We start from the raw sequence: 26565 nt of genomic DNA, 5'->3' as shown, positions 1-26565 counted from the left end.
AAAGTGAGCAAGTCTTTGCAAGCCATACGTGGCATGAACGATATCCTGCCCGAACAGACTCCCCTGTGGCGTCATTTCGAGGGCACCGTCTCGCGTTTGCTGGATAACTACGGTTACAAGCAGATCCGCATGCCGATCGTCGAGTTCACCGAGCTGTTCAAGCGCTCCATCGGTGAAGTGACCGACATCGTCGAAAAAGAGATGTACACCTTCGATGACCGCAACGGCGATTCCCTGACCCTGCGCCCCGAAGGCACGGCGGCCTGTGTGCGTGCGGTGCTGGAGCATGGCATCACCGGCGGTGGCCAAGTGCAGAAACTCTGGTACATCGGCCCGATGTTCCGCCACGAACGTCCGCAGAAAGGCCGTTATCGCCAGTTCCACCAGATCGGCCTGGAGGTGTTCAACCTCGACGGTCCGGACATCGACGCCGAGCTGATCGTGCTGACCTGGCGCCTGTGGGGCGAGCTGGGTATCCGTGACGCGGTCAAGCTCGAACTCAACAGCCTCGGCACCAGCGAATCCCGCGGGCGCTATCGCGAAGCGTTGGTCGCGTTCCTGTCCGCGCACCTGGACAAGCTGGACGAAGACAGCCAGCGCCGCTTGAAGACCAACCCGTTGCGGGTCCTGGACACCAAGAACGCCGATACCCAGGCGATCCTGGTCGACGCGCCGAAAATGGCCGACTACCTCGACGACGAATCCCGCCTGCACTTCGAGGGCCTCAAGGCCCGCCTCGATGCGGTCGGCATTCCTTACGTGATCAACCCGAAGCTGGTTCGCGGGCTGGATTACTACAGCAAGACCGTTTTCGAATGGGTCACCGACAAGCTGGGCGCCCAGGGCACTGTGTGTGCCGGTGGTCGCTACGACGGTCTGGTCGAGCAGATGGGCGGCAAGCCGACCCCGGGCGTCGGTTTCGCCATGGGCATCGAGCGCCTGGTGCTGATGCTGGAAACCCTGGAGCAGATCCCGGAAGAGATTTCCCGTCAGGTCGACGTTTACCTCTGCGCTTTCGGCGACGCAGCCGAATTGGCCGGTCTGGCCCTGGCCGAGCGAGTGCGCGACCAATTGCCCAACCTGCGCCTGCAAGTCAATGCCGGTGCCGGCAGCTTCAAAAGCCAGTTCAAGAAAGCCGACAAGAGCGGTGCGCTGTACGCGCTGATCCTCGGTGACGACGAAATGGCCCGGCAAGTGGTAGGTTTCAAACCCCTGCGTGGCCAGGGCGAACAACAAAGCATTGCCTGGGATGCGCTTGCTGCACACCTGGCCACCTGCATCGTGCAGGGTTGAAGCTGTCAAACAGCCGATTTAGCGATTAAGGAGTATTGGGGTGTCGAGTACCGAAGACGAACATCTGGCGGATTTGAAGGACTGGTGGACACGCAACGGCAAGCCCCTGGTTACTGGCGGCCTGCTGGCGCTGGTCATCGTGTTCGGCTGGCAGGCCTGGCAGAAATATCAGAGCAATCAGTCGCAAGGCGCCTCGATTCTCTATCAGCAGTTGCTGGAAACCACCCTGACACCTGACGGCAAGCCCGATGCCGCCCGTGTTTCGGACCTGGCCGGCAAGCTCAACAGCGAATTCGGCGGCACCGCCTACGCGCAGTACGGCAGCCTGTTCGTGGCGAAAGTCGCGGTCGACAGCGGCAAGCTGGATGACGCTGCCAGCGAGCTGAAAGCCATCGTCGCCAAACCGGCCAACCCGGCACTGGGCGAAATCGCCCGTCAGCGCCTGGCGCAGGTGCTGGCCGCGCAGGACAAGGCTGCTGAGGCCCTGAAACTGCTCGAAGGCGATGCGGATACAGAGTTCCTGGCCACTCGCGAGGAACTCAAGGGCGACCTGCTGGTGCAGTTGGGCCGTACCGACGAAGCGAACGCGGCGTATCAGAAAGCCAAGGCGGCACTGTCGGATGAAGCGGCAGTCGGCGGCCTACAAATCAAGCTGGACGACCTGGCCAAAGGGGATGCGTGACGTGATTCGTTGGAAACATGTAGCATTGCTGGCTCTGGCCGTACTGGCCGCGGGTTGCAGCAGCAACAGCAAGAAAGAATTGCCGCCGGCCGAGTTGACCGACTTCAAGGAAGAAGTGGTTCTGCAAAAGCAGTGGAGTCGTTCGATCGGTGACGGTCAGGGCGAAACCTACAACATGCTGGTTCCGGCGATCGATGGCGATACCATCTATGCTGCCGACGTCACCGGTGAGGTGATGGCGCTGGATCGCAGCAATGGCGACGTCAAATGGGAGAAAGATCTGGATCTGCCTGTTTCCGGCGCCGTTGGCGTGGCTTACGGGTTGCTCACGATCGGTACGCTCAAGGGTGAAATCGTTGCCCTGGACGCCAGCAGCGGCGAAGAGAAATGGCGCGCACGCGTGTCCAGTGAAGTGCTCGCGCCGCCGGCCAACAACGGTGACGTGGTGGTGGTCCAGACTCAGGACGACCGTCTGATCGGCCTGGATGCCGCTACCGGCACCCAACGCTGGTTGTATGACAGCACGCCAGCGGTCCTGACCCTGCGCGGCACCAGCGCGCCGATCGTCACCAATCGCCTCGCAGTGGCTGGCCTGTCGACTGGTAAAGTGGTCGCGCTCAATATTTCCAACGGCGTGCCGGTGTGGGAACAGCGTGTAGCGATTCCACAAGGTCGTTCGGAACTGGAGCGTGTGGTCGATATCGACGGTGGCCTGCTGTTGTCCGGCAGTACGCTGTATGTCGCCAGCTACCAGGGTCGCGTTGCGGCACTGGACCTGGATAGCGGCCGTCAGCTCTGGCAGCGTGATGCTTCCAGCTACGCCGGTGTTGCCCAGGGATTTGGCAGCGTCTATGTGAGCCTGTCTTCGGGCACTGTTGAAGGCGTCGACGAACGTTCCACCACAGCCTTGTGGAGCAACGATTCGCTGGCCCGCCGTCAACTGTCGGCTCCGGAAGTGTTCTCCAGCTACGTTGCAGTCGGTGACCTGGAAGGTTACCTGCACCTGCTGAGTCAGGTGGACGGTCGTTTCGTCGGCCGCGAACGCATCGACAGCGACGGCCTGCGCGCCCGTCCGCTGGTGGTGGGTGACACGATTTATGTGTATGGCAACAGCGGCAAATTGGAAGCCCTGACCATCAAGTAATTGTTTTGACTATGCTTGGGGTTAAACCCCCAAGCGGCTTCACCTGTGGGTATGAATGTGGGAGCAGCCAGTCGACGCTCGACTGCTCGCGAAGGACGTCAACGATGACGTTTGCGGCCTGGATGAACGCGGTGCCTTTGCGTTTATCGCGAGCAGGCTCGCTCCCACAAAAAGACCCACAGTGATTGCCCCGAGCACCAGCCGCTGCCTAGCAGCGGCTTTTGTATTTTCTGAAATAACGCAGTGGAGAGCCGCATGGTTCCCGTAATCGCCCTGGTGGGCCGACCGAACGTCGGCAAGTCCACCTTGTTCAACCGCCTGACCAGGACTCGCGACGCCATCGTCGGCGACTTGTCCGGTCTGACCCGTGATCGCCAATACGGTGAGGCCAAGTGGCAAGGGCGTTCCTACATTCTGGTCGACACCGGCGGTATCTCCGGTGACGAGCACGGTATGGACGAAAAAATGGCCGAGCAGTCGCTGCTGGCCATTGAAGAAGCGGATGTCGTTCTGTTCCTGGTAGATGCCAAGGCCGGCTTCACCGCCGCCGACCAGATGATCGCCGAGCATTTGCGCAAACGTAACAAGCGTTCCTACGTGGTTGCCAACAAGGTCGACAACATCGACCCTGAAATGGCCCGCGCCGAATTCGCCCCGTTGGGCATGGGCCACGCGATCCCGATCGCCGGTGCTCATGGTCGTGGCATCACCCAGATGCTGGAAATCGCTCTCAGCGACTTCCCGAAAGACGACGAAGAGCCGGAAGACGGCGAAGAAGAAATCGTTGCCGAAGGCGAGGAAGCCAAGCGCATTCCTGGCCCGAGCGAAAAAGACGGGATCAAGATCGCCATCATCGGCCGCCCGAACGTTGGCAAGTCGACCCTGGTCAACCGCATGCTCGGTGAAGACCGGGTTATCGTCTATGACCAGCCCGGCACCACCCGCGACAGTATCTACATCCCGTTCGAGCGTAACGACGAGAAGTACACGCTGATCGACACCGCCGGTGTGCGCAAGCGCGGCAAGATCCACGAAGAAGTCGAAAAATTCTCCGTGGTCAAAACCCTGCAGGCGATCAAAGACGCCAACGTGGTGATCTTCGTCATGGACGCCCGCGAAGGCGTGGTCGATCACGACCTCAACCTGCTGGGCTTCGCCATTGAATCGGGTCGTGCGCTGGTCATCGCGATCAACAAGTGGGACGGCATGACCCCGAGCGAGCGCGACTTCGTGAAGGTCGAGCTGCAACGTCGACTGTTCTTCGTTGATTACGCCGACATCCACTTCATTTCGGCGCTGCACGGCACGGGCGTGGGCAACCTCTACGCCTCGGTGCAGAACTCGTTCAAGTCCGCGGTCACCCGCTGGCCGACCAACCGCCTGACCCAGATTCTGGAAGATGCGGTTGGCGAGCACGCGCCACCGATGGTCAACAATCGCCGGATCAAGCTGCGCTATGCCCACCTGGGTGGTGCTAACCCGCCGATCATCGTGATTCACGGTAACCAGATCGAGAAAGTGCCGAAGTCTTATGTGCGCTATCTGGAAAACACTTACCGTCGTGTCCTCAAGCTGGTCGGTACGCCGATCCGCATCGAGTTCAAGGGAGGCGAGAACCCGTACGAAGGTAACAAGAACTCACTCACCGACCGTCAGGTCAACAAGAAGCGCCGCATGATGTCGCACCACAAAAAGGCCGACAAAAAGCGCCGCGACAAGCGCTGATTGCAGGTTAACTCGCCTCTGTAGGAGCGAGGCTTGCCCGCGAAGAACGATAACGCGGTGTACCTGATACTCCGCGGTGTGGCATTCGCGGGCAAGCCTCGCTCCCACAGGGATCGGGGTTGAAGAAAGGGCGCTTAAGGTGCCCTTTTTTATGGGCGCCGTTTGGCTATCCTCGGGCTCTCCCGCGCCGCCGTAGAGCCGGGTGTAGAGCAGGGAATCACCGATGATCACCAGTAAGCTGCCGAATGTCGGCATCACTATTTTCACGCAGATGTCTCAGCTCGCGGCGCAGACCGGGGCGCTGAACCTGTCCCAGGGTTTCCCCGATTTCGACGGCCCGCAGGCCCTGCGTGATGCGGTCTGCCGGCATATCGCCAGTGGCCACAACCAGTATTCGCCGATGACCGGCCTGCCGGTATTGCGTCAGCAGATTGCGGCGAAGATCGCCCGCAGCTACGGCGCCAATGTGGATGCCGACCATGAAGTGACGGTCACTCCTGGCGCGACCCAGGCGATTTTCTGTGCCATCCAGGCGGTTATCCACAGCGGCGACGAAGTGATCGTGTTCGATCCGGCCTACGACAGCTATGAGCCTTCGGTGGAGCTGGCCGGTGGTCGTTGCGTGCATGTGCAACTGGGCCTGACAGACTTCTCCATCGACTTCCAGAAACTCGCGCAAGCCATTACGCCGCGCACGCGGATGATTATCCTCAATACCCCGCACAACCCCAGCGGTGCATTGATCAGCCATGCCGAACTGGATCAGCTGGCGACCTTGATCCGCGACCGTGACATCTATGTGGTCAGTGACGAAGTCTATGAACACCTGGTGTTCGACGGCGTGCCGCACGCCAGCGTGCTGGCCCACGAAGAGCTGTATCAGCGCGCATTCGTGGTCAGCTCCTTCGGCAAGACCTATCACGTCACCGGCTGGAAAACCGGCTATGTGGTCGCGCCACCGGCCCTTACTGCCGAGCTGCGCAAGGTGCACCAGTACGTCAGTTTCTGCGGCGTGACGCCGTTGCAATACGCCTTGGCCGATTACATGGCCGAACACCCGCAACATGTGGAAGAGCTGCCGGCCTTCTATCAGGCCAAGCGCGATTTGTTTTGCGACCTGCTGACGCCATCGCGCTTCAGCTTCTCCCGGGTGGCCGGCACTTACTTCCAGCTGGTGGATTATTCGCAGATCCGCCCGGACCTCAATGACGTCGAGATGGCGCTGTGGATGACCCGCGAGCATGGCGTGGCGAGTATCCCGATCTCGGTGTTTTACCAAACGCCGCCGGTCGGCCAGCGCCTGGTGCGCCTGTGCTTCGCCAAACGCGAGGAGACCCTGCGTGAAGCAGCGGAAAAATTATGCGTGATCTGAGTGCACTGCCCAATCTGAACATCGCGCTGATCCAGACCACCCTGGCCTGGCACGACCGCCAGGCCAACCTTGAGCATTTCGCGCAATTGCTGGAACAGGCGCGCGGTGCTGACCTGATCATCCTGCCGGAGATGTTCACCACCGGCTTCTCCATGGAATCGGAAACACTGGCCGAACCTGAGAACGGTCCGACCAGCAAATGGCTGCGCGTGCAGGCGGCGAAATTCGATGCGGTAATCACCGGCACCCTCATCGTCCAGGCCGCCGACGGCAGCCATCGCAATCGCCTGTTGTGGGCGCGGCCGGACGGGGAGGTGTTGCATTACGACAAGCGCCATCTGTTTCGCATGGCCGGCGAGCACAACCACTTCACCCCCGGCGAGCGCCAGGTGCAGTTCGAGCTCAAGGGGTGGCGTATTCGGCCGCTGATTTGCTACGACCTGCGATTCCCGGTGTGGAGCCGCGATGCTCAGGACACCGACCTGTTGCTGTACACCGCCAACTGGCCGGGGGCGCGGCGTCAGCACTGGAACCGGTTGCTGCCGGCGCGGGCCATCGAAAACCTGTGCTACGTGGCGGCGGTGAATCGCATCGGGACTGACGGTAAAGGCTTTGCGTATACCGGTGACAGTCAGGTGCTGGATTTCCAGGGTGAGACGTTGCTGAGTGCGGGGGAGGCGGATGGGGTGTTTCAGGTGGTGCTCAATGCTGCGGACCTGCAAGCCTACCGCACGCGGTTTCCGGCGAATCTCGATGCCGATACCTTCGAGTTCACCTGAGATTTTCGCTGCCTGAACCGGCCCCTTCGCGAGCAAGCCCGCTCCCACATTGGATTTCTGGTGTACACGAAATCTGTGCTCACATCGATCAACTGTGGGAGCGGGCTTGCTCGCGAAGAGGCCGGTCCAGGCAACATCGAACCAGCAGTGTCTAGCCCTGATACAGGTGTAAACCTTACTCAGGACGAGACAAGGCAAACAAAAAGGCCCCAAGGTTCACACCAAGGGGCCTTTTGCATATCAGCGAAGGCTTACGCCGCTTTCGCTTCCGGCTGGCTCAACGAGCGGTTCAGCGCACTGAACAGCGCCTTGAAGCTGGCAGTGGTGATGTTTTCATCGATCCCGACACCATGCACCGCACGCTCACCATTCACCCGCAGCTCGATGTAGGCCGCGGCCTTGGCATTGGTACCCGCGCCGATGGCGTGTTCGTTGTAGTCCATGATCTCGACCGGGATCGGCAGGCCGGCCACCAGCGCTTCCAGGGCGCCGTTGCCCTTGCCGCGCCAGTGCAGGTTGGTTTCGCCCTGGCCCTTGCTGGCCACTTCCACTTCGACGGCGCTGTGACCGTTTTCTTCCTGCAGGCGATGGCTGACCAGCGCGTACGGGGTGTTGGCTTGCAGGTACTCGCTGATCAACAGCGAGTGGATCTGCTTGGCGGTCATTTCGAGGCCCAGGCGATCGGTTTCACGCTGCACGACCTGGCTGAACTCGATCTGCATGCGGCGTGGCAAGCTGATGCCGTATTCCTGTTCCAGCAAGTAGGCGATACCGCCCTTGCCCGACTGGCTGTTGACGCGGATCACCGCCTCGTAGCTGCGGCCGATGTCGGCCGGGTCGATCGGCAGGTATGGCACTTCCCACAGGGCGTCCGGTTTCTGCTGGGCGAAGCCCTTGCGGATCGCATCCTGGTGCGAGCCGGAGAACGCGGTATGCACCAGGTCGCCGACGTATGGATGACGCGGGTGCACCTGGATCTGGTTGCACTCTTCAACGACTTTGCGCACGCCGTCGATGTCGGAGAAGTCCAGTTCAGGGTGCACGCCCTGGGTGTAGAGGTTCAAGGCCACGGTCACCAGGTCGACGTTACCGGTGCGCTCGCCGTTGCCGAACAGGCAGCCTTCGACACGGTCGGCGCCGGCCATCAGGCCCAGCTCGGTGGCGGCAACGCCGGTGCCACGGTCGTTGTGGGTGTGCAGGCTGATGATCACGCTGTCACGACGGTTGATATGACGGCCGAACCATTCGATCTGGTCGGCATAGATGTTCGGGGTCGCGCATTCGACGGTGGCCGGCAGGTTGAGGATCATCTTGTGCTCGGGCGTCGGGTTCCAGACCTCGATCACCGCGTCGCAGACTTCCTTGGCGAACTCCAGTTCGGTCGCGCTGAAGGTTTCCGGCGAGTACTCGAAGGTCCATTCGGTGTCTGGCTGCTTCGCCGCGTATTTGACGAACAGCTTGGCCGCTTCCACGGCAATGGCCTTGATCCCGTCCTTGTCCTGATTGAAGACAATCCGGCGGAAGGAAGGGGACGTCGCGTTGTACAGGTGAACGATGGCTTTCTTCGCCCCGCGCAGGGATTCGAAGGTGCGCTCGATCAGGTCTTCACGGCCTTGGGTCAGCACCTGGATGGTGGTGTCGTCCGGGATGTGGCCGCCTTCGATCAGGCTGCGCACGAAGTCGAAATCGGTTTGCGAAGCCGCCGGGAACGAGGCTTCGATTTCTTTCACGCCCACCGACACCAGGGTTTTCCAGAAACGCAGCTTCTTGGTCGCGTCCATGGGCTCGATCAGCGACTGGTTACCGTCACGCAGGTCGGAGCTGCACCAGATCGGCGCGGCGGTGATGGTCTTCGACGGCCAGGTGCGGTCCGGGATGTCGATGGTCGGGAACGCGCGGTATTTCGAAGACGGGTCTTTGAGCATGCTCATCGGGAAATCCTTGTTGTGTGGGCCGAAAAGAGGCGGCCTGCCGGTGGATCAAAATGTTCTTGGGCAAAGCGTGGGGCGAGGCACCGCGATTCAGCCCGGCAGTCGTGCACTGACAAGGCACAGGCTGCGGTGCTGGCGACGCTGAATGAGGGTGTGAGAGGTTTTCATGTCTTCAACCCTAACCGCGAGAAGAAAGGATGGCAAGCGGTCGAAAAAAAATGAGAGGAATACTCGAAAAGGCGAATTTATCGAGATTTTATTGCGGTTAATGGCGATGATTGTCTTGATGGTTGCGCGAGGTTTGAGCGGTGCGCAATTGAAAATTGTCGACCTTGTCTGCGGTGGCGCAGCTATCCTTAAAGCCTCAATCAGGCGACCTGGAAGCAGGAGTCGGCAATGAATGAATCGGATTGGAAACTTTATAGCGCATTGCGTCCGGTGGCCCATGAGCGGATGTGTATCCGGATCATGGAGGAGGTCGAGCGTTTGGTGCTGGATAAAAGCCTGGCGCCTTATGAGCGTATTGAAGCCAGTGAGGAGAGGCTCAAGGCCGGTCAGCAGGAGCTGTATTGGGCGTTTGACGTTTTCAGTCATTCACGCAGTGAGGCGCCGGCTCATTTGCTGGGATTGTGTACTCATGAGTTGATCACATCTGAGGAACTGGCCGGCTTCTCGGAGGAAACCCAGGCCTGGATCAAGGAGTGCCTGGCACACAGGGAAATTCATGGGATCGAGGATCTGGAGGCGGAATAAGCGGCGCCAATGAGGCCGCCTTCGCGGGCAAGCCCGCTCCCACAGGGATTGGTGGTGTACATAAAATCACGTTCACCCCGATCACTGTGGGAGCGGGCTTGCCCGCGAAGGGGCCATCAGCCTCACAATCATCTAAGGCTGGCTTGCCCGCGAAGGGGCCATCAGCCTCACAATCATCTAAGGCTGAAACGCCCCAATAAAGATCGCCGGATCCACCCGCGCATCATTCAGGCTGACATTCCAGTGCATATGCGGCCCGGTCGCTCGCCCAGTCGCGCCAACCTTCCCGACCACTCCACCACGGGCCAACTGCTGCCCGACCTTCACGTCAATCTTGGACATGTGACAGAACATGCTGATAAAGCCCTGCCCATGATCGACAAACACTGTGTTGCCATTAAAGAAGTAATTGCCGATCAGAATCACCTTGCCCGCAGCCGGCGTCTTGATCGGCGTACCCGCCGGCACCGCGAAATCCAGGCCTGCATGGGGATTGCGCTCTTCACCATTAAAGAACCGACGCACACCGAACTTGCTCGACAACGGCCCGTTGACCGGTTTATCCAGCAACAGGTTGCTCGGAGTATTCGGACTGAAACTGCGGTAGGCCTGGATCTGCTCGGCCAGTTCGCCCTCGATGCGCTTGAGATTTTCCGGGTCCGGATTGACCTGCTGCTTGTTCTTCAGGGTGATGCGCTGTTCCGGGTATTTCTTGTTGCCAACGGTGAAACTCAGATGACGCCCGTCACTGCTGAGCTGCTGCGTACCCGGCTTGACCGTCAACGGCACCCCGACAATAGCCAGCCAATTGTTCTGTTCCTTGACCACCAGCACCGGTTTGCCTTGATAGCTGGCTTTTGGCGCCTGGGCGGAAGTGCCCAGGTCGACAACCGCCACGCCACCGGGCACCGGCTTGTTCAACAGGCGGGTGATGTAACTGTCGGCGTGGGCATTGACGGTCAGGCACAGCAACAGCAGCGGAGCGAGAAAGCGCGGCATGGATCAATCCAGTAAAGAGAGGGTGACAGGCGTCAGGTGATTGTCTTCGACCCGCACTTGCAGCTCGCCTTCGCCCAGTCTGGCTTTCAGGCGCTGGCCGGTGTGGGTTTGCGCAGCGTTGCGGATCGCGTTGCCGCGCTCGTCCAGCAGAATGCTGTAGCCACGGCTGAGGGTCGCCAGGGGGCTGACCACATGCAGCGTCTGCATCTGGCTTTGCAGTTGCAGGCGGCGGTTCTTGAGGCCTTCGCGCATGGCCCGGGGCAGGCGTTCGGCAAAGCTGTCGAGGCGCTGACGGAGCATTGCCAGTTGCCGACCGGGATGTTGCCCGGCAAGGCGGGTTTCCAGACGAATCAGGCGTTCGCGACGGGTATTGAGGCTGCGTTCGAACGCGCGGCGCAGGCGCATGTCCAGGTCATCCAGGCGCTGCGCTTGCTGACGCAGGCGTTCGCCGGGATGGCGCAGGCGGCGGGACATGCCTTCCAGGCGCAGTCGATCACGCATCAAGCGGTCACGAATACGCATCACCAGCCGTCGATGCAGGCTTTCGACCCGACGCACCAGGTCGCTGGAATCCGGCGCCAGCAGTTCGGCGGCGGCGGAAGGGGTCGGGGCGCGAACGTCGGCGACGAAGTCGCTGATCGAGACGTCGGTTTCATGGCCGACGGCGCTGACAATCGGCGTCACGCAAGCGTCCACGGCGCGGGCCACGGCTTCTTCATTGAAACACCAGAGGTCTTCCAGGGAGCCGCCGCCACGGGCCAGGATCAGCGCGTCGAAGCCACGGGCGTCCGCCAGTTTCAGCGCGCGGACAATCTGCGCGGTGGCTTCGCGGCCTTGTACGGCGGTGGGGATCAGCGTCAGCTGCACCTGCGGGGCGCGGCGACGGAAGACGCTGATGATGTCGCGGATCACCGCGCCGGTGGGCGAACTGATGATGCCGATGCGTTGCGGGTGCGCCGGCAGCGGCACTTTGCGCTCGGCACTGAACAGGCCTTCGGCGCTGAGCTTTTCTTTCAGCGCATCGAAGGCCAGGCGCAGGGCGCCGTCGCCGGCAGGCTCCACGGTGTCGAGGATCAGTTGATAGTCACCGCGGCCCTCGAACAGCGAGACCTTGCCGCGCACCTTGACCGCCAGGCCATCTTTCAACGCCTGGCGCACCCGCGCCGCGTTCTGCCGGAACAAGGCGCAACGCACCTGGGCACCGCTGTCCTTGAGGGTGAAATACACATGGCCGGACGCCGGGCGGGCGAGGTTGGAGATTTCGCCTTCGACCCAGATATTACTGAACACGTCTTCGAGCAACACCCGCGCGCGGCCGTTGAGCTGGCTGACAGTCAGGACTTCCCGGTCCAGGCCGAGTCTTGCAAAGGGATCTTTAATCATGGGGCGCAGTTTAAAGGCATTCGACGAACAATCTCCATGAGTCAACGCAAATCCCTGTGGGTAGGCTTTTTTGTGGGAGCGGGCTTGCTCGCGAATGCGGAGTATCAGTCGATATCAACATTGACTGTCACACCGCATTCGCGAGCAAGCCCGCTCCCACAGGTTTAAAGTCTGCTTCGGGATTCAAGGAAGACACGTAATGAATGTGCTTGAGTTGTTGCACCAATGGCCCTTCGGCGCGACGGATTGGCTGGTGATCGGGCTGGGCATCGCGCTGGCCTATATCGTGTTCGGCATCGCCGGATTCGGTACCGCCCTGGTGGCGGGGCCGATTCTGATCCTGTTCATGCCGTTGTCGAAGATCGTGCCGCTTCTGGTGCTGCTGGATTTCGTCGCGGCATTTGGCAATCTGCTGCCCTCGAGGCGGGATGTGGCCAGGCCCGAGTTGTTGCGCTTGTTGCCCTGCATGGCGGTGGGCTGCACCTTGGGGGTGATTTTTCTGCTGAACCTGCATTCCGATGTGTTGCTGCTGTTGATGGGGCTGTTTATCAGCGCTTATGCGATTTACAGCCTGTGGGTCAAAACCCGTCCAGCACAATTGTCCGCCGCCTGGGCCGTGCCGATGGGTGCGGTGGGGGGGATGTTCGGGGCGTTGTTTGGCAGTGGCGGCTTTTTATATGCGATTTATTTGAACAGCCGGCTGCCCAAGGAGGCGGCGAGGGCGACGCAGAGCGCGCTGATCAGTTGCAGCACGGTAGTGCGTTTGAGCCTGTTTGCCGTCGCGGGCGTGTATGCCGAGCTACCCTTGTTGGTATTGGCCGTGTGTTTATTGCCGGCCATGGCGCTGGGGTTGTGGATTGGCCGGCGGTTGACGATGAAACTGTCCCGGGAGGCGTTCGTGCGGCTGGTGACGTGGTTGGTGCTGGCCAGCGGGATTGCCTTGATTGGGCGGTATTTGAGCACTTGACCGGATTTCGTCAGGGATTAAGCTGCCGGCCGTCCTGACGCCTTCGCGGGCAAGCCCGCTCCCACAGGTCTTGTGTCGTTCGCAAATTCATCAAACGACACAAGACCTGTAGGAGCGAGGCTTGCCCGCGAAGGCGTCAAACGGCGCGCCGCAGAAACATCCATTTGACGCAGTAGGCTTGCACCATGAACTCTCAAAGCATCATCGTCCCGAAAATCTCCACGCTGCCGGTACACGAACCCCGGGCCCGGGCGGTCGTGCGTTGGCTGGTGCGCAAGAACATCATCAAGGAAGAACTGACCACTTGCGGCCGCACCGGCAACCGCATGGCCCATGCCATCGCCGACGGTGCCCGAGCCGTGGTCCTGCACCCGCAAGCCCTGCCGTTCGGCGAGCCGATCAATGGCCTGGAGATCATCACCAAACGCTGCATCTATACACCGGCCAAGGGATTTCTCGAAGAAGCCGGCTGCGCCGAGTGCCGCAAGGAAGTCGGCGAAGCGTTGTTCGAAAGCCTGGAAGACTGGATGCCGGGGCGCACCGATAACTTCACCTGCCCCGAGTGCGGGCATGAAGACGACATCAACGGCTTTTTGTTCCTGCAGGAATGCGGCTTTTCCAACCTGGGATTCATTTTCAACAATTGGGCCGAGGCCGGGTTCAAGCAGAGTTTTATCGACGAGTTTGCCGATTGGCTGGATCAGCCGGTGAGTTGGGTAAAAGTTGAGCTGTAACCGAAACCGAAACCGAAACCGAAACCCTCGCCTTAACCGTAACCGTAACCGTAACCCTAACCCTAACCCTAACCCTAACCGTCGCCGTCGCCGTCGCCGTAACTGAAATCCATCGCCGTAACCGAAACCCATCGCCGTAACCGAAACCCATCGCCGTAACCGAAACCCGTAGGAGCGAGGCTTGCCCGCGAAGCTTTTAGCGCCAGTGAAGACGCCTTCGCGGGCAAGCCTCGCTCCTACGGGATTTGTGCGTTCAATACCCCGTCGATCACCGCATTGATAATAGCCAGAGTTTTACATTGAACCCGAGGGGGTGTCTGACTATAATGGCGCGCTTCCATTTTCCCGCTCGGGAGCCCCCGCGATGCTGCGTATCAGCCAAGAAGCTCTGACATTCGACGACATTCTCCTAGTGCCCGGTTATTCCGAGGTGCTTCCTAACGAAGTCAGTCTCAAGACCCGCCTTACCCGTGGCATCGAGCTGAATATTCCACTGGTTTCTGCCGCCATGGACACCGTTACCGAAGCCCGTCTGGCAATTGCCATGGCTCAGGAAGGTGGCATCGGCATCATCCACAAGAACATGACCATCGAGCAGCAAGCTGCCGAAGTGCGCAAGGTCAAGCGTTATGAAGCCGGCGTGGTCAAGGACCCGATCACCATCGAGGCTGGCGCCACGGTTCGTGAACTCTTCGAACTGACCCGCCTGCACAACATCTCCGGCGTTCCGGTGCTGCACAATGGTGACCTGGTCGGCATCGTCACTTCCCGTGACGTGCGTTTCGAAAACCGTCTGGAAGCCACTGTCCGTGAAGTGATGACGTCTAAAGAGCGCCTGGTCACGGTCAAGGAAGGCGCCGACAAGAACGACGTTCGCGAGTTGCTGCACAAGCACCGCATCGAACGCGTGCTGATCGTCGACGACAAATTCGCCCTCAAAGGCATGATGACCGTCAACGACATCGAAAAAGCCAAGGCCTATCCGCTGGCCAGCAAGGACGATCAAGGTCGTCTGCGCGTTGGCGCTGCAGTCGGTACCGGTAAAGACACCGGTGATCGCGTAGCCGCCCTGGTCCACGCTGGCGTTGACGTGGTGGTGGTCGACACTGCTCACGGTCACTCCAAAGGCGTGATCGACCGCGTGCGCTGGGTCAAGCAGAACTTCCCTGAAGTGCAGGTCATCGGCGGCAACATCGCCACCGGCGCTGCCGCCAAGGCCCTGGCCGAAGCCGGCGCCGATGCAGTCAAGGTCGGTATCGGCCCGGGCTCGATCTGCACCACCCGTATCGTCGCCGGTGTCGGCGTCCCGCAAATCAGTGCTATCGCCAACGTTGCCGCTGCCCTCGAAGGCACTGGCGTGCCGTTGATCGCCGACGGCGGCATCCGTTTCTCCGGTGACCTGTCCAAGGCCATCGTGGCCGGTGCTTCCTGCGTGATGATGGGCTCGATGTTCGCCGGTACTGAAGAAGCGCCAGGCGAGATCGAACTGTTCCAGGGTCGTTCGTACAAGGCTTACCGCGGCATGGGTTCGCTGGGTGCCATGTCCCAGGCCCAGGGTTCCTCCGACCGTTACTTCCAGGACTCCTCCGCGGGTGCCGAGAAGCTGGTTCCGGAAGGCATCGAAGGGCGTGTTCCGTACAAGGGCAGCCTGAGTGCGATCATCCATCAACTGATGGGCGGCCTGCGTTCCTCGATGGGTTATACCGGCAGTGCCGACATCGAAGAAATGCGTACCAAGCCTGAGTTCGTGCGGATCACCGGTGCCGGCATGGCCGAGTCCCACGTCCACGACGTACAGATCACCAAAGAAGCGCCAAACTACCGCGTAGGTTGAGGCTTCAAGCAAATCGTTAAGCAACCGGGGCTGTTCTATTCAGCCCCGAGTTGTTTCTGAATCACGACTGTTTCTGAATTATTAAGACGAGACTGAATCATGGCCCTCGACATTCACGCCCACCGCATCCTGATCCTCGATTTCGGTTCCCAGTACACCCAGCTGATTGCCCGCCGCGTGCGTGAAATCGGCGTGTACTGCGAATTGCATCCGTTCGATATGGACGACGAAGCGATTCGCGAATTCGCACCGAAGGGGATCATCCTCGCCGGCGGCCCCGAGTCGGTACACGTCGCCGACAGCCCGCGCGCACCGCAAGCCGTCTGGGACCTGGGCGTACCGGTCTTCGGTATTTGCTACGGCATGCAGACCATGGCTGAACAGCTGGGGGGCAAGGTCGAAGGTTCCGAGCTGCGTGAGTTCGGTTACGCCCGAGTCGACGTAGTCGGCAAGAGTCGCCTGCTCGACGGTATCGAAGACCACATCGACGCTGACGGCCTGTTCGGCCTCGACGTCTGGATGAGCCACGGTGACAAGGTCACCAAAATGCCTCAGGAATTCCACATCCTGGCCAGCACCCCGAGCTGCCCGATTGCCGGCATGTTCGACGATGCTCGCGGCTACTACGGCGTGCAGTTCCACCCGGAAGTGACCCATACCAAGCAGGGCGGCCGCATCCTCTCGCGTTTCATCCTCGACATCTGCGGCTGTGAAGCGCTGTGGACGCCGTCGAAGATTGCTGAAGACGCGATCGCCAATATTCGCGCCCAGGTGGGCACCGACAACGTCTTGCTCGGTCTGTCCGGCGGCGTTGATTCCTCGGTGGTTGCGGCACTGCTGCACAAAGCCATCGGCGACCAGCTGACCTGCGTCTTCGTCGACAACGGCCTGCTGCGTCTGCACGAAGGCGAGCAAGTGATGGCCATGTTCGCCGAGAACATGGGCGTCAAGGTGATCCGCGCCAACGCTGAAGACCAGTTCCTCGACAACCTGGCCGGCGAAAGCGATCCAGAGAAGAAGCGCAAGATCATCGGCCGTACCTTCATCGACGTCTTCGATGCCCAGTCCAACAAACTGGACAACATCAAGTACCTAGCCCAAGGCACCATCTACCCGGACGTGATCGAGTCGGCTGGCGCCAAAAGCGGCAAGGCCCACGTGATCAAGTCGCACCACAACGTGGGTGGCCTGCCGGAAGAAATGAACCTCAAGCTGGTTGAACCCCTGCGCGAGCTGTTCAAGGACGAAGTCCGTCGTCTGGGCCTGGAACTCGGCCTGCCGTACGACATGGTCTACCGTCACCCGTTCCCGGGCCCGGGCCTGGGCGTGCGGATCCTCGGTGAAGTGAAGAAGGAATACGCCGACCTGCTGCGTCGCGCCGACCACATCTTCATCGAAGAACTGCGCAAGGCCGACTGGTACCACAAGGTCAGCCAGGCCTTCGTGGTGTTCCAGCCGGTGAAATCGGTTGGCGTGGTCGGCGATGGCCGTCGTTACGCCTGGGTGGTTGCCCTGCGTGCGGTAGAAACCATCGACTTCATGACTGCGCGTTGGGCACACCTGCCTTACGAACTGCTGGAGACCGTCAGCGGTCGCATCATCAATGAAATCGAAGGCATTTCCCGCGTCACTTATGACGTGTCGAGCAAGCCGCCAGCGACCATTGAGTGGGAGTGATCCCGCGCTGGCGCTCCGGCAATCAGGGCGTTAACCGATAAACCAAACCCCGACTCAGGTCGGGGTTTTGTTTTTTTCGGGGCAGGCAAAAAATCACCAGGCAGACCCAGGTTATGTGTAAGGAGAACATACCTTGGCAATGCCCTGAAAGACATGAGACAGCCATATTCTCAGCCTCATCTGTACTCTCTTTGGGGCAATCTTCCCTGCCTCTGCGGACTGTCTTGCAGCTCGAGTGGTGCTTGTGGATTTTTGTGTAAGGTTGTCAGTTGACAACCATTGGAATACTGCGGAGACTGGAGGCTATGGATGGCTCGTGCATCTCACCCGAAAAAAGAAATCGAAATGGCCCTGCGTCACGCCGAAGAGCGAGGCTGGCGGATAGAAGTCGGCGGCAGTCACGCCTGGGGAAAGATCTACTGCCCTTTCAGGCATGACCTCTGTCGCTGTGGCGAATTCTGTATCACCAGCGTGTGCAGTACGCCGAGAAACCCTTTCAACCACGCGAGGGCATTGCGGCGAGTGGTCGACAACTGTACGACGCAGCAGGTGATTGACGGGAAGTCGGCACCTCGACTCAAGGAGTAATTCAATGGACTACATTTTCACCCTCAAGTATCAACTCGCGCAGTGCGATACCAATCCTGACGAATTGATCGAACGTTTGTACGCCCAAGGATGCGATGACGCGTTGGTCGGTGTCGGGTTACCCGGCCGACTGGCGTTGGAGTTCACCCGAGAGGCGGTGACTGCCGAAGCGGCGTTGTTGAGTGCACTGATCGACGTCAAGCGCATCATCCCTGATGCTCGCCTGGTGGAGGTGGCGCCCGACTTCGTCGGCCTGACGGACATTGCCGACATCGTCGGCGTTTCGCGACAGAACATGCGCAAACTGATGCTCACCCATGGCAGCAGCTTCCCGTTGGCCGTGCATGAAGGCAAGGCATCGGTCTGGCACCTGGCTGAGGTGCTGAGCTGGCTGGATGCGAAGGGCGGCTACCACCTCGAACAACCGGTCATCGAGGTCGCCCGTATCGCGCAAAGCGTCAATCTCGTCAAGGAATCACGTCGGGTTGCCGCCCTGGGCGCCGAGTGGCAGGCACTGGTTTGACGTCATCCTTTCAGCGCCGTGCCACATCCGAAAAGTAGAACTTGTCCAGGGTATGCCGCGATTCGGTGTACTCGAACTGCCTTCCATCCTGCAAAAACGTCTGGTTGCTGACCACGATCACATGGCTCTGGCCATCCAGGTCCAGGTGTTGCTGGTCGTCCTTGCTCCGCGGCACTGCTTCGATGGTGCGCTGGGCATAGGCGATTTGCAGCTGCAGGGTCTGCTCGATGAAGGCGTAGATCGAGTGCTCGGCGATGTCCCGGGACAGGCCGGGGATCACGTCGCTGACGAAATGGTTGATGTCGAGGATCACGCGTTTGCCGCCGATCCGTCGCACGCGTTTGATCCGGATGATCGGGCTGCCTTCATCAGCCTGGATGTGTTCGAGCAACGGACCCTCGAGAGGGAACTGGGTGAATTCGACCACTTCGGTACTGACGTCGTTGCCCAACCGCGGGTAGGTTTCCTGGAAGCTGACGATGCCGCCGAGCTGAAATTCGATCGGGTTGGTCGACAGCACGAAGGTGCCTTTGCCGTGGACCTTTTGCGCGAAACCGCGTTCCTGAAGTTGTTCGATGGCCTTGCGCACGGTGCCGCGACTGGCCTGGTAGCTGTCCATCAGTTCGGTTTCGGAAGGCAATCGGGCGCCGCGTTCCAGACGTTCGGTGGTGATACTCGCAAGCAGATCGCTGTAGATCTGGTTGTATTTACTCATGGGGATGGCTCTGTGCCGCAATGCTCAAGGGTTTGAACCTTAAGGGTCGGGTAGGGAATTGTCCATGCGGGTTTGGATTTCATCCCTTTCGGATGTAGGAAATTTCATGGTCTGTAGGCCCTGTAGGAGCCAGGCTTGCCGGCGATGGCGGTTTCGAGGGCGCCTTCGCTCTGTAGGAGCCAGTGGCTGGGCAGATTTTAAACAATTTGAAACTCGTCTGTACGAGTTGTTGCTTTAACTCGTACAGACGAGTACTTTTGACGTCGGCGTGCTGCCAATAACAAAAAACCACAGCGGAAGACCAAGCATGAGCCACGACTATCCGAACATCGTCACCGAGCTGCTGCACAGCCTCGGTGGCAGCGACAATATCGAGCAGGCCGCGCACTGCGTGACCCGCCTGCGCCTGGCCCTCAAGGATCCGAGCCTGGTCAGCAGCGCCACGCTGAACCAGATTGACCTGGTCAAGGGTTCGTTCTTCACCGGTGGCCTGTTCCAGGTGGTCATCGGCCCGGGCGAGGTGGAAAAGGTCTACGCCGAATTACGCCACCAAACCGGTCTCGCGGCGTCAACCATCGCCGACGTTAAACAGAAAAGCGCCGACAAGATCAACGCCGTGCAACGGCTGGTGCGGGTGTTTTCCGATGTGTTCATGCCGATCCTGCCGGCGCTGATCGTTGCCGGCCTGCTGATGGGCATCAACAACCTGATCGGCGCCAGGGGCATGTTCATCGAGGGGCAGACCCTGCTGGACGCCTACCCGAAACTTGAAGGGCTCTGGAGCCTGATCAACCTGATGGCCAACACCTCGTTCGTGTTCCTCCCGGCGCTGGTGGGCTGGTCGGCGGCCAAGCGCTTTGGCGGCAGCGAAATCCTCGGCATCGTGCTCGGCCTGATGCTGGTTCACCCCGATCTGCTCAATGCCTGGAACTACGGCAAGGCGGTAGCCGGTCTGGAAGGGCAGAGCCTGCCGTACTTCGACATCCTCGGATTGTTCCAGATCGAGAAGGTCGGCTATCAGGGGCAGATCCTGCCGATCCTGCTGGCCGCCTACGTCATGAGCGTCATCGAGAAATGGCTGCGGGCGCGGGTGCCGAATGCGGTGCAATTGCTGGTGGTGCCGATCACCACCATCGTCGTCACCGGCGTGCTGGCGCTGGCGGTGATCGGCCCGGTGACGCGACACCTGGGCATCCTCATCACCGAAGGCGTGGTCATGCTGTTCGACCTGGCGCCGATGGTTGGTGGGGCGATCTTCGGTCTGCTCTATGCGCCGCTGGTGATCACCGGCATGCATCACATGTTTCTCGCGGTCGACTTGCAGCTGATCTCGACCCAGGGCGGCACGTTCATCTGGCCGATGATCGTCATGTCCAACCTCGCCCAGGGCAGCGCGGCACTGGCGGTGTTCTACATGACCCGTAATGTGCGGGACAAGAGCATGGCCTCGACCTCGGCGATATCCGCTTACTTCGGTATCACCGAACCGGCCATGTTCGGGGTCAACCTGCGCTACAAGTTTCCGTTTTATGCCGCGCTGGTCGGCTCGGCGCTGGGGTGCATCTTCCTGTCGCTGAACAAGGTCCAGGCCTCGGCCATCGGCGTCGGGGGCTTGCCGGGTTTTATCTCGATCATTCCGCAATTCATTCCGATGTTCGTGATCGGGATGGTGATTGCCATGGTCGTGCCATTTGTTCTGACCTGCGGGTTGAGCATGAAGATTGTCCGGCCGGGGTATCGGGTCGCCTGACAGATCGCATTCGCGGGCAAGCCTCGCTCCTACAGGTAATCGCGTTCCCATGTAGGAGCGAGCGGTGCGGCGATCCGACTTGCCCGCGAAGGGGCCCTCTAGGCCGATACAAAACTTACTGAAGGAATAGCGTCATGCAAGACTGGCAACGTTCGGTGATCTACCAGATCTACCCGAAAAGCTTTCACAGCCACGCCGGCAACCCCACGGGTGATTTGCTCGGTGTCGTGGCCAAGCTCGACTACCTGCACTGGCTGGGTGTCGATTGCCTGTGGATCACCCCGTTCCTGCGTTCGCCCCAGCGCGACAACGGTTACGACATCAGTGATTACTACGCCATCGATCCGAGCTACGGGACCATGGCCGATTGCAAGTTGCTGATCGCCGAGGCCGGCAAGCGCGGGATCAAGCTGATGCTCGATATCGTCGTCAACCACACCTCCATCGAGCACAGCTGGTTCCAGCAGGCCCGCAGCAGCCTCGACAACCCGTACCGCGACTTCTATATCTGGCGCGACCAACCGAACAACTGGGAGTCCAAGTTCGGTGGTTCGGCCTGGGAGTATGAGGCGCAGACCGGTCAGTACTACCTGCACCTGTTCGACCACACCCAGGCCGACCTGAACTGGGACAACCCCAAGGTGCGCGCCGAAGTGTTCAAGATGATGCGTTTCTGGCGGGACAAGGGCGTCGGTGGATTCCGTCTGGACGTGATCAACCTGATCTCGAAACCGGCGGATTTCCCTGACGACGACAGCGACGGTCGACGCTTCTATACCGACGGCCCGAACGTCCACGAATACCTGCAGCAAATGCACCGCGAAGTGTTCGAAGGCCATGACTTGATCAACGTCGGCGAGATGTCGTCCACCCGCCTGGAACACTGCATTCGTTACTCGCGGCCGGAGTCGAAAGAACTGTCGATGACCTTCAACTTCCATCACCTGAAGGTCGATTACCCCAACCTGCAGAAATGGATTCGCGCCGACTTCGACTTCCTCGAACTCAAGCGCATCCTCTCCGACTGGCAGACCGGCATGCAGGCCGGGGGTGGCTGGAATGCGCTGTTCTGGTGTAACCACGACCAGCCACGGGTGGTCTCGCGTTTTGGCCATGACGGCGAATATCGGGTGCTGTCGGCGAAGATGCTCGGCACCGCGCTGCATTTGCTCCAGGGCACGCCATTCGTGTATCAGGGCGAGGAACTGGGCATGACCAATCCGGGCTTCGATCACATCGACCATTACCGCGATGTCGAGACGCTGAATATCTTCCGGCTCAAGCGCGAGGCGGGTGCCAGTGACGCCGACAACATGGCGGCGATCATGCAGAAGTCCCGGGACAACGGGCGTACGCCGATGCACTGGAGCGCCGAGCCAAACGCAGGCTTCAGTACTGCCGAACCATGGATCGGCGTGCCGGCCAACTCGGCGCAGATCAACGTCGCCACCCAAGTCGACGATCCGGATTCCGTGCTGCATCACTACCGACAGCTGATCGCCTTGCGTCGCACCGAGGCGCTGATATCCGACGGCGTCTACCGGCAATTGCTGCCTGAACACCCACAACTCTGGGCGTATGTGCGAGAAGGCCAGGGCGAGCGTTTGCTGGTGCTGAACAACTTCTACGGCACGCCGTGCGAAGTCCTGTTGCCGGATGATGTGATCAGCGAGGCGATGGCCCAACGTCTGGTCATCAGCAACTACCCGGACTGTCCGCCGCGAAATGGGCAGGTCTCTTTACGACCCTATGAGTCCTTGGTTCTACACCTGACCGACTGACCGACCGCTAGAAAACACCGGTTTTAAAAGAACACGCAGAACGCTGCGCGAGGGACTTTTGCGCGTCGATTTTGTGACTGCACACAATAAAAATAACGGGGTGGTTCTTGAAAACAACAATAAATCGCTGTCTCGCTGTGGCGAGCGTTTGCCTGGCCTTGCCGCTTGGCGCCCAGGCGCTGGAGTTCGGGGGTTACTTGCGCAGCGGCGTTGGCACTTCGGTCAACAGCAGTTCCCAATCGTGTTTCCAGTTGCCCGGAGCGCAGACCAAGTATCGGTTGGGCAACGAATGCGAGCAGTATGGGGAACTGGAACTGCGTCAGGATGTGTTCACATTCGATGACGATTCGGTGCTCAGCGTCGACGGCATGGCCTCGCTGTATAACCAGTACGACCGCAGCCTGACCTTCAAGGGCGATAACGGTTCGGTGCGCCTGCCGCAGCTGTACGCGCAATGGTCGAACATGCCCGGCCTCAACGGCGGTTCGCTGTGGGCCGGTCGGCGTTATTACAAACGGAACGATATCCATATTTCCGACTTCTACTACTGGAACCAGAGCGCCACTGGCGGCGGTATCGAGGACGTGTTGATCGGCGATCTGAAATACAGCTACGCCTTCTCGCGCAAGGACAACCTGTACCAGAAGGACTACATCAACCGCCACGATTTCAACGTCGCCGGCTTCGACACCAACCCCGGCGGTGAACTGGAGTTCGGCCTGAGCTACATCGACAAACCCGATAGCCAAGACGCGCACCGTGGCTGGGCGATCACCACCCAGCATGTGCAGCAAGGTTTCCTCGGTGGCAAGAATAAACTGGCCTTCCAGTACGGCGAAGGCCCCGGCACCGGGTTGGGTTATACCGGTAACGTGAAGCTGGATGACAGCAACAAAAGCTACCGTGTGGTGGAGTTCTTCGACTGGCAAGTGACGCCGCGCTTCGGTGGTCAGGTCGAGGCGGTCTATCAGAAAGACATTCGCCCGGACGGCAACGATCAGAACTGGATTTCCCTCGGCATTCGTCCGGCCTATGCCATCACTGAACAATTCAAGCTGGTCACCGAACTGGGACACGATCAGGTAGACGCCACGGGCGGCACGCGCAAGCTGAGCAAGTTCACCTTCGCCCCGACCTGGTCGCCCAAGGGGCCACAATTCTGGGCGCGCCCAGAGGTGCGTGTGTATTACACCTATGCCAGCTGGAACCAGGCGGCCAAACGGGCCGCCAATGAGCTGGCGAAGGGCTCGGCGTTGTCGGACACCGGTGCCTTTGGCACGGCGCGCCACGGTGCGAATGTCGGATTGCAGGTCGAGTATTGGTGGAAATAAACGCCGCATGACCCGTACCGGGTATCGCGAGATCGCAAGCGTCTTTTATAAAGAACAAAACAACAGGTGACGTCATGGCCACACCCCAACAATTGCAACTGCTGGCACCTTTGTCCGGCGTGCTGATGCCCCTGGACCAGGTGCCGGATCCGGTATTCTCGAGCCGCGTGATCGGCGACGGTCTGTGCATCGACCCCACCTCGCAAACCCTGTGCGCACCCTTGGCCGGCGTGGTCAGCAATGTGCAGGCCAGCGGGCACGCCGTCAGCATCACCGACGACAACGGCGTTCAGGTATTGATGCACATCGGGCTCGACACCGTGAACCTGGCTGGCAAGGGTTTCACCCGATTGGTGGAGGAAGGCCAGCGGGTTGAGTCGGGGCAGGCGCTGATCGAGTTCGATGCCGATTACATCGCCTTGAACGCCCGCAGTCTGTTGACCTTGATGTTGGTGGTCAGCGGTGAACCCTTCACGTGGTTAGTGCCGCAAACAGGCCTGGTGGAAAGTGGCCAGCCGTTGCTGAGCCTGCGTCCCGACGAGCAGACAGCCGATGAGCCGGTGCGGGAAGAGGGCGAGGCGTTGTTCTCCAAGCCAGTGACATTGGCCAACCCGAACGGCTTGCACGCCCGTCCTGCCGCAGTATTCGCCCAGGCTGCCAAAGCTTTTTCGGCAAGCATTCACCTGCATAAACAGCAGGAGCGCGCGAACGCCAAATCCCTGGTGGCGATCATGGCGTTGCAGACGGCCTTTGGCGACATCGTGCACGTCAGTGCGGCGGGCCCGGATGCTGAAGAGGCGCTCAGGACCCTGGATGCATTACTGGTCGCAGGCTGTGGGGAAACAGTGGCGGTGCCGGCGCCCGTCGAGGCACTCGAGCCTTTATCGTCGAAGGTGTTGCGCGGAGTGTGTGCATCACCGGGTTCGGCCTTTGGCCAGGTGGTGCAGATCGCCGAGCAGACGCTTGAGGTCAGCGAGTCCGGCCTCGGTGCGCAGGTTGAGCGCGCGCATCTATCCCGGGCCTTGGCTGAGGCGAATCTGGCCTTGCAGCAATTGCGTGACCAGGCCACCGGGGATGCTCAGGCCGAGATTTTCAAGGCTCATCAGGAACTGCTCGAGGACCCGGGGCTGCTGGATCAGGCCGATGCGCTGATCAGCGCCGGCAAAAGCGCGGCGTTTGCCTGGCGAGGAGCCACCGAGGCGACGGCAACCTTGTTCAAAGGCCTGGGCAGTTCATTGCTGGCCGAACGGGCGGCAGACCTGGCGGACGTCGGGCAACGGGTGCTCAAGCTGATACTCGGCGTGCGGGATCATGTGATTGAGCTGCCCGAAGGGGCGATCCTGATCGCCGATCAATTGACGCCGTCCCAGACCGCCGGGCTCGATACCCGCAAGGTCCTGGGTTTCGCCACGGTCGGTGGCGGTGCCACCAGTCACGTCGCGATTCTCGCCCGGGCGGTCGGCTTGCCGGCGATCTGCGGGTTGCCCGTCCAGGTACTGACGCTGAGGAACGCCAGCCTGGTGTTGCTCGACGCCGACAAAGGCGAGCTGCACCTGGACCCGGAACTGGCGGCCATCGAGCAGCTGCAGGCCAATCGTCAGCGCCAGGCGCAACGCCATCAGCAGGTACTGGCACAGGCAACGCTGGCCGCCTGCACCCGTGACGGTCATCACGTCGAAGTCACGGCTAACGTCGCCTCGTTGAGCGAGACCGAGCAGGCCATGAGCCTGGGCGGCGAGGGCGTCGGTCTGTTGCGTTCGGAGTTTCTTTATCTGGATCGCAACCACGCGCCGAGCCATGCAGAACAGGCCTCCACTTACAGCGCTATCGCCAAAGCCCTGGGGCCATCACGCAGTCTGGTGGTGCGCACGCTGGATGTCGGCGGCGACAAACCTCTGGCCTACGTACCGATGGACAGCGAAACCAACCCGTTCCTCGGCATGCGCGGCATTCGTTTGTGCCTGGAGCGTCCGCAGCTATTGCGCGATCAGTTCAAGGCCATCCTTGCCTGCGCAGGACTGGCGCGTCTGCACATCATGCTGCCGATGGTCACGCAGTTGTCTGAGCTGCGGCTGGCCCGGCAGCTGCTTGAGGAAGAGGCCCTGGCATTGGGTCTCGACGAACTGCCGAAACTGGGGATCATGATCGAAGTGCCGGCTGCGGCGCTGATGGCCGACCTGTTTGCGCCGGAGGTGGATTTCTTCTCGATCGGCACCAACGATCTGACCCAGTACACGATGGCCATGGACCGCGATCACCCACGGCTGGCCGCTCAGGCCGATAGCTTCCATCCGTCGGTGTTGCGCCTGATCGCCAGTACCGTAAAGGCCGCCCATGCCCATGGCAAATGGGTCGGTGTGTGCGGGGCCATGGCTTCCGAGACACTGGCGGTGCCGTTGCTGCTGGGCCTTGGGGTGGACGAACTGTCGGTGAGTGTGCCGTTGATTCCGGCGATCAAGGCAGCGGTTCGCGAAGTGGACCAGGTGGACTGCCAGGCCATCGCCCAGCAAGTGCTGGGCCTGGACAGCGCCGAGCAGGTGCGCGAGGCACTGCGGTTGTACCGCGAGGCGACGGTCGATACTTCACTGGTTCTGGAGAACTGAA

Annotated in this window: 21 protein-coding genes; 17 read left to right on the top strand and 4 right to left on the bottom strand. The window is 60.4% G+C overall.

Translation table 11 applies throughout. The features are described 5' to 3' along the window. The first annotated feature begins 3 nt into the window (after nucleotides 1-3). The 6 genes from hisS (at nucleotide 4) to F8N80_RS20155 (ending at nucleotide 6995) form a co-directional block, all read left to right on the top strand. Nucleotides 4-1293, top strand: coding sequence for a histidine--tRNA ligase (gene hisS, locus F8N80_RS20185; RefSeq protein ID WP_150747934.1), 1290 nt, complete (start codon nucleotides 4-6; stop codon nucleotides 1291-1293). Between the two features lie 40 nt (nucleotides 1294-1333). After that, the gene (locus F8N80_RS20180) at nucleotides 1334-1975 is read left to right on the top strand and encodes a tetratricopeptide repeat protein (RefSeq protein ID WP_150784566.1); all 642 of its coding nucleotides are present in this window, start codon (nucleotides 1334-1336) and stop codon (nucleotides 1973-1975) included. Next, complete coding sequence (bamB, locus tag F8N80_RS20175; RefSeq protein WP_150747936.1) at nucleotides 1968-3119, top strand: outer membrane protein assembly factor BamB; 1152 nt, start codon at nucleotides 1968-1970, stop codon at nucleotides 3117-3119. The genes F8N80_RS20180 and bamB overlap by 8 nt, the downstream gene beginning before the upstream one ends. Nucleotides 3120-3374: 255 nt before the next feature. Continuing rightward, nucleotides 3375-4844 carry a ribosome biogenesis GTPase Der gene (gene der / locus F8N80_RS20165; protein ID WP_150747938.1) on the top strand — a complete coding sequence of 490 codons (1470 nt, stop codon included), beginning with the start codon at nucleotides 3375-3377 and terminating at the stop codon, nucleotides 4842-4844. A gap of 223 nt (nucleotides 4845-5067) precedes the next feature. Next, on the top strand, nucleotides 5068-6216 hold the full coding sequence (locus F8N80_RS20160) for a pyridoxal phosphate-dependent aminotransferase (RefSeq protein WP_150784565.1): 1149 nt from the start codon (nucleotides 5068-5070) through the stop codon (nucleotides 6214-6216). Further along, nucleotides 6204-6995 carry an amidohydrolase gene (locus F8N80_RS20155; protein WP_150784564.1) on the top strand — a complete coding sequence of 264 codons (792 nt, stop codon included), beginning with the start codon at nucleotides 6204-6206 and terminating at the stop codon, nucleotides 6993-6995. The genes F8N80_RS20160 and F8N80_RS20155 overlap by 13 nt, the downstream gene beginning before the upstream one ends. 251 nt (nucleotides 6996-7246) lie before the next feature. On the opposite strand, the gene leuA is transcribed toward F8N80_RS20155, so the two are convergent. Beyond that, nucleotides 7247-8926 (bottom strand): 2-isopropylmalate synthase, encoded by a 1680-nt coding sequence (gene leuA / locus F8N80_RS20150; RefSeq protein WP_150747941.1) that lies wholly within the window; start codon nucleotides 8924-8926, stop codon nucleotides 7247-7249. 396 nt (nucleotides 8927-9322) lie between these two features. Here leuA and F8N80_RS20135 point away from each other — a divergent pair, with 396 nt between their 5' ends. Beyond that, complete coding sequence (locus F8N80_RS20135) at nucleotides 9323-9679, top strand: hypothetical protein (RefSeq protein ID WP_150747943.1); 357 nt, start codon at nucleotides 9323-9325, stop codon at nucleotides 9677-9679. A gap of 177 nt (nucleotides 9680-9856) precedes the next feature. Here the strand turns inward: F8N80_RS20135 and F8N80_RS20130 are convergent, their stop codons facing one another. Both F8N80_RS20130 and xseA read right to left on the bottom strand, forming a co-directional pair. Further along, nucleotides 9857-10678, bottom strand: a complete 822-nt coding sequence (locus tag F8N80_RS20130) for a peptidoglycan DD-metalloendopeptidase family protein (protein ID WP_150784563.1) — start codon at nucleotides 10676-10678, stop codon at nucleotides 9857-9859. A gap of 3 nt (nucleotides 10679-10681) precedes the next feature. Further along, complete coding sequence (xseA, locus tag F8N80_RS20125; RefSeq protein WP_150747945.1) at nucleotides 10682-12061, bottom strand: exodeoxyribonuclease VII large subunit; 1380 nt, start codon at nucleotides 12059-12061, stop codon at nucleotides 10682-10684. Nucleotides 12062-12260: 199 nt separating this feature from the next. On the opposite strand from xseA, the gene F8N80_RS20120 reads away from it, so the two are divergent. The 6 genes from F8N80_RS20120 to F8N80_RS20095 all read left to right on the top strand — a co-directional run bounded on the left by F8N80_RS20120 (nucleotide 12261) and on the right by F8N80_RS20095 (nucleotide 18384). Then, a complete protein-coding gene (locus tag F8N80_RS20120) occupies nucleotides 12261-13028 on the top strand; it encodes a sulfite exporter TauE/SafE family protein (RefSeq protein WP_150747946.1) in 768 nt (255 codons plus the stop codon). A gap of 185 nt (nucleotides 13029-13213) precedes the next feature. Further along, the gene (locus F8N80_RS20115; protein ID WP_150747947.1) at nucleotides 13214-13762 is read left to right on the top strand and encodes a sugar ABC transporter ATPase; all 549 of its coding nucleotides are present in this window, start codon (nucleotides 13214-13216) and stop codon (nucleotides 13760-13762) included. A gap of 364 nt (nucleotides 13763-14126) precedes the next feature. After that, nucleotides 14127-15596 (top strand): IMP dehydrogenase, encoded by a 1470-nt coding sequence (gene guaB, locus F8N80_RS20110; protein WP_150747948.1) that lies wholly within the window; start codon nucleotides 14127-14129, stop codon nucleotides 15594-15596. A 99-nt stretch (nucleotides 15597-15695) separates the two neighbouring features. After that, on the top strand, nucleotides 15696-17273 hold the full coding sequence (gene guaA / locus F8N80_RS20105) for a glutamine-hydrolyzing GMP synthase (RefSeq protein ID WP_150747949.1): 1578 nt from the start codon (nucleotides 15696-15698) through the stop codon (nucleotides 17271-17273). A gap of 309 nt (nucleotides 17274-17582) precedes the next feature. Further along, complete coding sequence (locus F8N80_RS31680; RefSeq protein WP_082930408.1) at nucleotides 17583-17861, top strand: hypothetical protein; 279 nt, start codon at nucleotides 17583-17585, stop codon at nucleotides 17859-17861. 4 nt (nucleotides 17862-17865) lie between these two features. Further along, a complete protein-coding gene (locus tag F8N80_RS20095) occupies nucleotides 17866-18384 on the top strand; it encodes a helix-turn-helix transcriptional regulator (protein WP_150784562.1) in 519 nt (172 codons plus the stop codon). A gap of 10 nt (nucleotides 18385-18394) precedes the next feature. Here F8N80_RS20095 and treR read toward each other — a convergent pair whose 3' ends face one another. Next, a complete protein-coding gene (treR, locus tag F8N80_RS20090; protein WP_150784561.1) occupies nucleotides 18395-19099 on the bottom strand; it encodes a trehalose operon repressor in 705 nt (234 codons plus the stop codon). A gap of 307 nt (nucleotides 19100-19406) precedes the next feature. On the opposite strand from treR, the gene treP reads away from it, so the two are divergent. From treP to ptsP, 4 genes are all read left to right on the top strand, one after another. Further along, entirely contained in the window at nucleotides 19407-20849 is a 1443-nt protein-coding gene (gene treP / locus F8N80_RS20085; RefSeq protein ID WP_150784560.1) for a PTS system trehalose-specific EIIBC component, read from the top strand. Nucleotides 20850-20983: 134 nt separating this feature from the next. Continuing rightward, on the top strand, nucleotides 20984-22630 hold the full coding sequence (gene treC, locus F8N80_RS20080) for an alpha,alpha-phosphotrehalase (RefSeq protein ID WP_150784559.1): 1647 nt from the start codon (nucleotides 20984-20986) through the stop codon (nucleotides 22628-22630). A 107-nt stretch (nucleotides 22631-22737) separates the two neighbouring features. Further along, nucleotides 22738-23961, top strand: a complete 1224-nt coding sequence (locus tag F8N80_RS20075) for a maltoporin (RefSeq protein ID WP_150784558.1) — start codon at nucleotides 22738-22740, stop codon at nucleotides 23959-23961. A 74-nt stretch (nucleotides 23962-24035) separates the two neighbouring features. Beyond that, on the top strand, nucleotides 24036-26564 hold the full coding sequence (gene ptsP / locus F8N80_RS20070; protein WP_150784557.1) for a phosphoenolpyruvate--protein phosphotransferase: 2529 nt from the start codon (nucleotides 24036-24038) through the stop codon (nucleotides 26562-26564). Nucleotide 26565: the final 1 nt, after the last annotated feature.

This window comes from Pseudomonas fluorescens (assembly GCF_902497995.1).
GTDB classification, from domain to species: Bacteria; Pseudomonadota; Gammaproteobacteria; order Pseudomonadales; family Pseudomonadaceae; genus Aquipseudomonas; species Aquipseudomonas fluorescens_BK.
The sequence above is the reverse complement of the archived record's forward strand: the minus strand, read 5'-3'. Positions and strand labels throughout refer to the sequence as shown.

What these genes read in the sequence shown, in the direction of transcription:
- F8N80_RS20160 (WP_150784565.1), top strand. Translation starts at nt 5,068, where the DNA reads ATGATCACCAGTAAGCTGCCGAATGTCGGCATCACTATTTTCACGCAG.
- treC (WP_150784559.1), top strand. Translation starts at nt 20,984, where the DNA reads ATGCAAGACTGGCAACGTTCGGTGATCTACCAGATCTACCCGAAAAGC.
- der (WP_150747938.1), top strand. Translation starts at nt 3,375, where the DNA reads ATGGTTCCCGTAATCGCCCTGGTGGGCCGACCGAACGTCGGCAAGTCC.
- guaA (WP_150747949.1), top strand. Translation starts at nt 15,696, where the DNA reads ATGGCCCTCGACATTCACGCCCACCGCATCCTGATCCTCGATTTCGGT.
- F8N80_RS20095 (WP_150784562.1), top strand. Translation starts at nt 17,866, where the DNA reads ATGGACTACATTTTCACCCTCAAGTATCAACTCGCGCAGTGCGATACC.
- F8N80_RS20115 (WP_150747947.1), top strand. Translation starts at nt 13,214, where the DNA reads ATGAACTCTCAAAGCATCATCGTCCCGAAAATCTCCACGCTGCCGGTA.
- leuA (WP_150747941.1), bottom strand. Translation starts at nt 8,926, where the DNA reads ATGAGCATGCTCAAAGACCCGTCTTCGAAATACCGCGCGTTCCCGACC.
- treR (WP_150784561.1), bottom strand. Translation starts at nt 19,099, where the DNA reads ATGAGTAAATACAACCAGATCTACAGCGATCTGCTTGCGAGTATCACC.
- bamB (WP_150747936.1), top strand. Translation starts at nt 1,968, where the DNA reads ATGCGTGACGTGATTCGTTGGAAACATGTAGCATTGCTGGCTCTGGCC.
- guaB (WP_150747948.1), top strand. Translation starts at nt 14,127, where the DNA reads ATGCTGCGTATCAGCCAAGAAGCTCTGACATTCGACGACATTCTCCTA.
- F8N80_RS20135 (WP_150747943.1), top strand. Translation starts at nt 9,323, where the DNA reads ATGAATGAATCGGATTGGAAACTTTATAGCGCATTGCGTCCGGTGGCC.
- xseA (WP_150747945.1), bottom strand. Translation starts at nt 12,061, where the DNA reads ATGATTAAAGATCCCTTTGCAAGACTCGGCCTGGACCGGGAAGTCCTG.
- treP (WP_150784560.1), top strand. Translation starts at nt 19,407, where the DNA reads ATGAGCCACGACTATCCGAACATCGTCACCGAGCTGCTGCACAGCCTC.
- F8N80_RS20120 (WP_150747946.1), top strand. Translation starts at nt 12,261, where the DNA reads ATGAATGTGCTTGAGTTGTTGCACCAATGGCCCTTCGGCGCGACGGAT.
- ptsP (WP_150784557.1), top strand. Translation starts at nt 24,036, where the DNA reads ATGGCCACACCCCAACAATTGCAACTGCTGGCACCTTTGTCCGGCGTG.
- F8N80_RS20155 (WP_150784564.1), top strand. Translation starts at nt 6,204, where the DNA reads ATGCGTGATCTGAGTGCACTGCCCAATCTGAACATCGCGCTGATCCAG.
- F8N80_RS31680 (WP_082930408.1), top strand. Translation starts at nt 17,583, where the DNA reads ATGGCTCGTGCATCTCACCCGAAAAAAGAAATCGAAATGGCCCTGCGT.
- F8N80_RS20130 (WP_150784563.1), bottom strand. Translation starts at nt 10,678, where the DNA reads ATGCCGCGCTTTCTCGCTCCGCTGCTGTTGCTGTGCCTGACCGTCAAT.